This is a genomic window from Sphingobacterium sp. UBA1498, from assembly GCF_002325125.1.
In the GTDB taxonomy this organism is placed as follows: Bacteria; Bacteroidota; Bacteroidia; order Sphingobacteriales; family Sphingobacteriaceae; genus Sphingobacterium.
Genome location: NZ_DCRG01000010.1, coordinates 1 through 5,870, shown reverse-complemented (window position 1 = coordinate 5,870; position 5,870 = coordinate 1). Strand labels below are relative to the sequence as shown.

At 38.8% G+C, this 5,870-nt stretch carries 5 protein-coding genes; 3 read left to right on the top strand and 2 right to left on the bottom strand.

Translation table 11 applies throughout. The annotated features are described in order from the left end of the window. Nucleotides 1-113 precede the first annotated feature (113 nt). Together hisD and hisG are read right to left on the bottom strand one after the other, a co-directional pair. The gene (gene hisD, locus B3139_RS07825; RefSeq protein WP_293881609.1) at nt 114-1,403 is read right to left on the bottom strand and encodes a histidinol dehydrogenase; all 1,290 of its coding nucleotides are present in this window, start codon (nt 1,401-1,403) and stop codon (nt 114-116) included. 21 nt (nt 1,404-1,424) lie between these two features. Continuing rightward, nucleotides 1,425-2,276: an ATP phosphoribosyltransferase gene (gene hisG / locus B3139_RS07820; protein ID WP_293881607.1), complete on the bottom strand. Its 852-nt coding sequence runs from the start codon at nt 2,274-2,276 to the stop codon at nt 1,425-1,427. Nucleotides 2,277-2,748: 472 nt separating this feature from the next. Between hisG and B3139_RS07815 the strand changes: the two genes are divergently transcribed. From B3139_RS07815 to B3139_RS07805, 3 genes are all read left to right on the top strand, one after another. After that, complete coding sequence (locus B3139_RS07815; RefSeq protein ID WP_286776925.1) at nt 2,749-3,339, top strand: phosphatase PAP2 family protein; 591 nt, start codon at nt 2,749-2,751, stop codon at nt 3,337-3,339. Nucleotides 3,340-3,353: 14 nt separating this feature from the next. Then, a complete protein-coding gene (locus B3139_RS07810) occupies nt 3,354-4,430 on the top strand; it encodes a Gfo/Idh/MocA family protein (RefSeq protein WP_293881602.1) in 1,077 nt (358 codons plus the stop codon). 133 nt (nt 4,431-4,563) lie between these two features. After that, nucleotides 4,564-5,811 (top strand): hypothetical protein, encoded by a 1,248-nt coding sequence (locus B3139_RS07805; protein WP_293881600.1) that lies wholly within the window; start codon nt 4,564-4,566, stop codon nt 5,809-5,811. Nucleotides 5,812-5,870 lie beyond the last annotated feature (59 nt).

Genomic DNA, 5,870 nt, shown 5'->3' with positions numbered 1-5,870 from the left:
CTATAAATATATGAAAATCAAACAATTAAAACAAATTATGAGCCTTAGATAATGCAAAAAAAAGAGACTGTCATTTTGAGACAGCCTCTTTTGTGATTTAAACGGTCTATGTTTTATGATTTTTTTCGAATGGAAATCGCATTTTTATGCGCCTGCAAACCCTCAAGTTCAGCGAGTATTTCAACTACAGTCCCAATGTGTTGGAGCCCAGTTTCGCTAATGTGTTGGAAAGTAACTTTTTTTACAAAAGAATCCACCGATACGCCTGAGTAGGAGCGTGCATATCCCGATGTAGGCAGCGTATGATTAGTACCCGAAGCATAATCACCCGCGCTTTCCGGGGTTAAGTGTCCTAAAAATACTGAACCAGCGTTACTGATATAGCGTGTTAAAGACTCCCATTGATCCGTTTCCAAAATAAGGTGTTCTGGAGCGTAATCATTTGAAAATTGTAGCGCTTCCTGAAGGTTATCAACAGTTACCGCATAAGAATTGTCAATAGCTTTTGCAGCAAGTTCCTTGCGCGGTAAGACCGCCAATTGGGCTGCCAGTTCTGTGTTGACCGCATCAACTATAGCCGTAGAAGTTGCAACCAAGACAGCTTGGCTGTCGACGCCGTGTTCGGCTTGTGCCAAAAGATCGGCGGCAACAAAAGCCGGATTAGCCGAGTCATCAGCGACGACTAATACTTCGGATGGGCCGGCAGGCATATCTATGCTAACATTTGCCAGACCCTGTATAATGGATTTTGCCTTCGTGACAAATTGATTGCCTGGGCCAAAAATCTTATCGACTTTGGGTATTGTCTTTGTTCCAAATCCCATAGCAGCAACAGCCTGAGCACCTCCAACCAAGTATATTCTATTTATCTTCAGTAATTTTAAACAAAAAGCGACAAATCCATTAATTTTTCCGTTGGATTGGGGGGGAGAACAAACGACAATTTCTTTGCACCCAGCTATTCTTGCGGGAATACCAAGCATTAAAAGTGTGCTAGGTAAGACCGCTGATCCTCCAGGGATATAGAGACCGACTTTTTCAATAGGGCGCACCTCCCGCCAGCATTTTACGCCGGGCATGGTTTCAACAGTGCGTTCTCTTTTTAATTGCGTACTATGAAACTTATGAATATTCTGAAAAGCAATTTCCAGTGCTCTTTGCTGATCACGGTCTATGGTAGATGCTAACGCATCGATATCGTCCTCGTCCAAATACAGTCGTTCGAGTTCAACATTGTCAAATTTAGCAGCATATTCGCGTAACACGACATCTCCTTGCTGGCGTACCTGTTGAATAATTTCCTGGACAACCTCTTGTATTGCATTGTTCGGATCCGTGTTCCTGGCAACCAGTTGTTGAATTTCGGATTTTCCTAACGTCTTGTAATCATATTTTTTTAACATGGTTGTATAAGTGCATCAAGTTTAAAGAATGATTTTTTCAACGGGCATCACAACGATACCTTGGGCACCTTCAGCTTTTAATTTGTTGATCTTATCCCAAAAGTCATCTTCGGTGATAACGGTATGTACGGCTACCCAGCCTTCTTCTGCAAGTGGAACAACCGTAGGGCTCTTAACGCCGTGGAGTAAAGAAGTAATAGCCGGCAAATTCTTCTTTTCGACATTCAATACCACATATTTGGTTTCTTTTGCTAAAAGAACAGATTCGATGCGTTGTACTAATTCAGTCAAAACTTCATTACCCTCTAATCCTTTTCTTCCCACCAAAATGGCTTCTGAATTCTTCACATCAGCAAAAGGTTTTAAACCATTGCTTTTTAACGTTCCACCTGTAGATACGATATCACAGATTGCATCACTAAGGCCCAAGCCGGGAGAAATCTCAACGGAGCCAGAGATCAAACGGATGTCTGCATTAATATTGTACTCGTTTAGAAAGTTCTTGAGGATATTTGGATAAGAGGTCGCGATTGCTTTACCATTAAGGTCTTTAATGTCCTGAATGTTACTATCTTTGGGGATAGCTAATTTCAATGTGCATTTTCCAAAACCGAGTCTCTTGATGTATTCTACTTTGGATTCAGTCTCATCAATGATGTTTTCACCTACGATACCAAGATCGGCTATGCCTTGTTCTACATAACCCGGAATATCATCGTCTCTCAAAAACAATATTTCCAATGGAAAATTTCCCACAGTGGTAATTAAAGAGCTCTTGTAGTTCTCGAAGTCTAAACCACAGTTTTTCAGTAATTGAACAGATTTTTCGTTTAACCTACCCGATTTTTGGATAGCAATTTTAAGATTTTTCAACGCTTTATAATGTTAGCAGTAAATTATTAATAATAAGAAATCAAACAAGAGGGAAGGTATTCTACGTAAGAACACATTAAATTAACATATCGCCACAACGGCGATGATGGAAATGAAAATGATGTACGTAAGTATAAACCATGTTTGTATTAATAACTGTAAGCAAATGTATAGTAAATTAATTGGAAATCCAAGGCCATCATTTTAAAATTGTCATCTAAACAGGCTTATTATTAAGCGGATTCTAATTTGGATACAAAAATAAGTGAAAATATGGCTAGTGTATACTACATGCAAAATCTGGGCGTATGACAATACTGATTTGATAGCTTGGAGCATACTGTTTCGTATACTTTACAGACCAGTAATGAGTTTGATTCAAATTTAAACGTCTTTAATAAGGTGACAACTCACATAAATTTCCTTATTTTTAAGGGGTGAAGAAATTATAAATAGAGAGATTATTTACTGGATGAAAAGATTAGTTTTTATTTTTGTTTGCTGGTTGAATTGTTCCTATATAGGCGCTGTAGCGCAGGAAATACCTGCTTCTACATTAGATATCCGGATATTGGAGTCGATTGCTGAAACCAGGACTGTGCCGCAAACACAAACATTTAAAGTGCTTTCTGATATCAATAATTATGTTCAGATTGCAGTTCCCGTCGGTTTACTGGTTGCTGGTGCAGTCAATGATGATAAAATGATGCGTCAGAATGCTTTGTATGTTGCTAGCAGTACGGCTGTAACTGCTTTGGTGAATGTGGGTTTGAAACATTTGTTTAAGCGCAGTAGACCTTTTAAAAAATATCCTAATTTCATATCGGTTCGTACGGCCAGTGGATATTCCTTTCCCTCTGGGCATACGTCTTCCGCTTTTGCTACCGCAACTGCTTTGTCACGTGCCTATTCGAAGTGGTACGTCGTCGCCCCATCCCTTTTATGGGCAAGTAGTGTTGGTTATTCACGGATGTATTTGGGCGTACACTTTCCCACCGATGTATTGGCTGGTGCTGCACTGGGAACAGGAGCAGCATTCGCTTTAGATGGATTAAAGAGATAATATAAAAAGAAAAAATGATGCAACAGGTTGTTAAAATATTAGTTGTTGGATGTGGAAATATGGGCGCATCTCATGCAAGGGCTTATCACGATTTAGATGGCTTTCAAATTGTAGGTCTAGTAGCTCGTGGAGAGAGCAAAGGTAAGCTGAATGAAGAATTGGGAGGAAACTATAAATTATTTTCGTCTTATGAGCAGGCACTTGAGGAAACGAAACCGGATGCCGTGTGTATAGCCACCTATCCAGATACGCATAGAGATTATGCTATAAAAGCCTTTCAGGCTGGGGCTCACGTCTTTATCGAGAAGCCCATAGCTGAAAACGTAATTTCAGCACAGCAGGTAGTGGATGCGGCAATAAAATACGATAGAAAATTGGTTGTTGGTTATATCTTGAGATACCATCCATCCTGGATCAAGTTCATCGAGATTTCTAAAACGATGGGAAAGCCACTTGTTATGCGTATGAACCTCAATCAACAGAGTCATGGATATATGTGGGATGTGCATAAAAATTTAATGTCTAGCTTAAGTCCCATTGTTGATTGCGGGGTCCACTATATTGATGTCATGTGTCAAATGGTGGGCGCAAAACCATTGTATGTATCTGCAATAGGTGCACGATTAACCGATGAGATTCCAGCGTGGAACTATAACTATGGGCAACTTCAGTTGCATTTTGAGGACGGTTCTGTAGGATGGTACGAAGCCGGATGGGGGCCAATGGTGAGTCAGAACGCTTTTTTTGTAAAAGATATTTTTGGACCAAATGGTGCAGTTTCCATTGTCGCTAACAAAGCCAGCGATGAGGGGAAATCGGATTCGGTCGCCTCACACACACAAACGGAAAGCCTAAGAATACATTATAGTGATTTAGATTCAGCCAATGAATTTAAGAAGGCCGATGAATGGATTAACTTATCGGATGAGCCTGGTCATCAAGAATTATGTAATCGGGAGCAGCTATTCTTTCTGCGGGCAATTTTAGAGAATTTGGATCTTACTGATTCAATGGAAGATGCTATTAACAGTCTGCGAATCGCTTTGGCATGCGATGAAGCTGTGAAAACTAAATTGATGATAAAGTTGTAGTGCTTTTTCACAAAATATCTTATGAATATTGTACTAGAATATACAGCTAGAAAGTGCTTAAATAAAAAAATAGCTTAAAAAAATAGACTTTTTGGTCTGTCTTTTGTTATTTAGCTACATATTTAACATTCTTATGAATAATTTACTCAAAGTTGCACTATTATTTGGATTATCAATTTCGACAACTTATGCGCAAGATAAGCAATGGCAGATGGAGTTGGTTTTTAAAGGTGAAGTGTCGCCTGAAAAGTTTGAAAATGACGTTCCAGAATTTGCAAAGGAGTTTTATGAGCCATTTTTGAAAGGAAAAATGGCTTATCGGAATGTAGAGGTTTTGGCTGATGCCTATTATTCTTCCACTATAGTGAATCAAAAGACACATGCTGTTTTAAATCGAAAGTTAGCAAAAACGTATTCGTATTCAGCAGGAGATGATGTCGTCACTGCTGAAGTATATCATCCATCGTATAAGATTGTTGGTGTAAAGCCGGAAGAATCCGAAGGCCCTTATGTGCAGCTGCAAGATATGGGCGAAATAGAATCAATAGCGGGCATTACCTGTAAAAAAGCAAAGTTGTTTTTTAAAAACAATGCGGATTCGGCTATCGCAACTGTTTGGTATTCGGAAGCAGTACCGACTTATTATTTGACTGCCTTTCCATTTATAAATGATTTGCCTGGTGGTGTGCTTAAATTGTCTTTAGGTGAAAGCAATGAGCTTGGTTTCGAAACAACAAAAGTGGCCAATACATCTTTTGTTGCAGACTTTCAATTGCCTAAAAACGCGAAGGTTATTGATATCTCCGGGGGAGATAATGATAGCCAGGCAGAAGATGTCGGTTTATTTGAAGACACTTTTCCATTGGATAGATCACTTAAATGGACGATGGTTAAGGATAAAAATACCAATGATGAATATTATGGTATAAAAAACACGGCAGGAGAAGAAGTATTGCCTTGCTCTCTTTTCTCTTTAGCATACTTTAATGAACACACTGCCATTGTTTCAGATAAAGATAATTATTTTTGGTTATTGGATAAGAAGGGGGGAAAGGTAAATAAAGAAGGATTTGACTGGCTGACGCCAGCAAATCAAAAAATTGCCATATTCCAAAAAGACGGTAATTTTGGATTGGTCACAGAAGAAGGGAAAATTCTGCTCGATAAGAAAGAAAACATCAGTAAATTTTTGGACAATTATCTGATGTTCTCTGAAAATGGTAAAATTGGATTGCTGGACGAACAGGGAAAGATTATATTAAAAGCGAATCTACTATTTCTAGATGCTGATCACGTCGGGAATGTTTTGATTCGCGAGAAAGAGGGCGAAGAAACGAAGAAGATGGACTTAAATACTTTCTTAAATTCTTATGTTAAGTAATTTTAAATCCATACAATCTATGTTTTAGCGGTTACAAAAAAAGAAGCTGTCCGACAAGG

Excerpts from the sequence above, each read along its gene's own strand:
- hisD (WP_293881609.1), bottom strand. The coding sequence starts at position 1,403 with ATGTTAAAAAAATATGATTACAAGACGTTAGGAAAATCCGAAATTCAA.
- B3139_RS07815 (WP_286776925.1), top strand. The coding sequence starts at position 2,749 with ATGAAAAGATTAGTTTTTATTTTTGTTTGCTGGTTGAATTGTTCCTAT.
- B3139_RS07810 (WP_293881602.1), top strand. The coding sequence starts at position 3,354 with ATGATGCAACAGGTTGTTAAAATATTAGTTGTTGGATGTGGAAATATG.
- B3139_RS07805 (WP_293881600.1), top strand. The coding sequence starts at position 4,564 with ATGAATAATTTACTCAAAGTTGCACTATTATTTGGATTATCAATTTCG.